Consider the following 2,093-nt stretch of genomic DNA (forward strand, 5'->3'; position numbering starts at 1 on the left):
AAGTACGAGACGCATCACGGCGTGCGGATCAGCGATTCCGCCCTGGTCGCGGCGGCGACGCTCTCCAACCGCTACATCACGGACCGCTTCCTGCCGGATAAGGCCATTGACCTGGTGGACGAGGCGGCGAGCCGGCTGCGCATGCAGGTGGACAGCAAGCCCGAGGAGCTCGACGAGCTCGATCGCCGCCTCATGCAGCTCAAGATCGAGCGCGAAGCGCTGCGGAAGGAGAATGACCCGGCCTCCCGGGACCGCCTCGAGAAGCTGGAAAAGGAGCTGGCCGAGCTTGAGGAGCAGTCCGACGCGCTGACGGCGGCGTGGCAGGCCGAGAAGGCGAAGCTGACCGAGACGCAGAAGCTCAAGGAGCAGCTCGATCAGGCTCGCAGCGAGGTCGAGGTCGCGCAGCGCCAGGGCGACCTCGCCCGGGCTTCGCAACTGCTCTACGGCGCAATCCCGGATCTGGAGAAGAAGATCGCCAGCAGCCAGGGCGAGGGCAAGCTGGTCAACGAAGCCGTGACCGAGGAGCAGATCGCCGCGGTGGTCTCCCGCTGGACCGGCGTGCCGGTGGACCGGATGCTGGAGGGCGAACGGGCCAAGCTGCTGCGCATGGAGGACGAACTGCGCCGCCGCGTGGTCGGCCAGGAAGAGGCCCTGCGCGCGGTCGCCCATGCCGTCCGGCGTGCCCGGGCGGGGCTGCAGGACCCGAACCGTCCGATCGGCAGCTTCCTGTTCCTCGGCCCCACGGGTGTCGGCAAGACCGAGACCTGCAAGGCCCTGGCGGAGTTCCTGTTCGACGACGAGCGGGCGATGGTGCGCGTCGACATGAGCGAGTTCATGGAGAAGCACAGCGTCTCCCGCCTGATCGGCGCGCCTCCGGGCTATGTCGGCTACGACGAGGGCGGCGTGCTGACCGAGGCCGTGCGGCGCCGTCCCTATCAGGTGATCCTGTTCGACGAAGTGGAGAAGGCGCATGAGGACGTCTTCAACATCCTGCTGCAGGTGCTCGATGACGGCCGCCTGACGGACGGGCAGGGCCGGACCGTCGACTTCAAGAACACCATCATCGTGCTGACCAGCAATCTCGGCAGCGATGTTCTCGCGGCTCAGCCGGACGGTGAGGATTCCGCCCTGGTGCAGGGCCAGGTGATGGCGGTGGTGCGGCGGCACTTCCGGCCGGAATTCCTGAACCGCCTGGATGAGATCGTCCTGTTCCGTCGCCTGCAGCGCGCCGACATGGCGAACATCGTCGACATCCAGCTCGGGCGTTTGCGTAAGCTGCTCGGCGACCGCAAGATCACCCTCGACGTCGATCGCGGCGCGCTCGAGTGGCTGGCCGAGGCAGGCTACGACCCGACCTACGGTGCCCGTCCTCTGAAGCGCGTCATCCAACGTGAGCTGCAGAACACGCTGGCGGAGATGATCCTGACTGGAGACATTCGCGACGGTGACAGGGTCCATGTGAGTGCCACCGACCATGGGTTGGCCATCATTCCGCCGATCCATGTGGAGGAGGTCACCCCGAGGGCCGCTTGAGATAAGGGGAGGCTTCTGATCATGCGTGATTGGTTCTTCGCCTCAAGCGCCCGCAGTGAGCAGATGAGTGCGCTGCTCGCGCGGAACTGGTGGGCCGTTGCCCTCCGCGGCGCGCTGGCACTGCTGCTCGGCATAACCGCTCTGTTCCTGCCGGGTATCACGGCGCGCGCCCTGGTCCTTGGCTTCGGCGCGTACACCCTGGTCGACGGCGTCCTGGCGATCGTCGCCGCGACCCGAGCCGCGCGGGAGCACGAACGCTGGTGGCCGCTCGTGATCGAGGGCCTCCTGGGTATTGGCGCCGGGGTGATCGCCTTCTGGGCCCCGGATGCCACGCTCATGGCCTTCGTCTACCTGAGTGCCGCCTGGGCCATTCTGTCCGGGGCGGCCATGCTGGCCGCCTCGGGCAGCCTTCATCGGAGCCACGGCAAGTGGGTTCTGGGGCTTGCTGGTCTTGTTTCGCTCCTTTGGGGCGTGCTGCTGGCCTGCGCTCCGGCGACAGGGGCTCTCGTCATGACAGCCTGGCTCGGGGCCTACGCTCTGCTCTTTGGCGCTGCGTTGCT

The 2,093-nt window shown here is 67.3% G+C and carries 2 protein-coding genes; both read left to right on the forward strand.

Going from position 1 to position 2,093, the window contains the following annotated elements; all coding sequences use genetic code 11:
* On the forward strand, positions 1-1,533 hold a 1,533-nt coding region (locus tag ACO1BU_RS37035), incomplete at its 5' end, for an AAA family ATPase (protein WP_424140851.1).
* A 21-nt stretch (positions 1,534-1,554) separates the two neighbouring features.
* Positions 1,555-2,093: HdeD family acid-resistance protein (locus ACO1BU_RS37040; RefSeq protein ID WP_424140852.1), on the forward strand; the 539-nt coding region annotated here is incomplete at its 3' end.

Source organism: Roseomonas chloroacetimidivorans (assembly GCF_049629625.1).
Classification (GTDB): Bacteria; Pseudomonadota; Alphaproteobacteria; order Acetobacterales; family Acetobacteraceae; genus Roseomonas; species Roseomonas chloroacetimidivorans.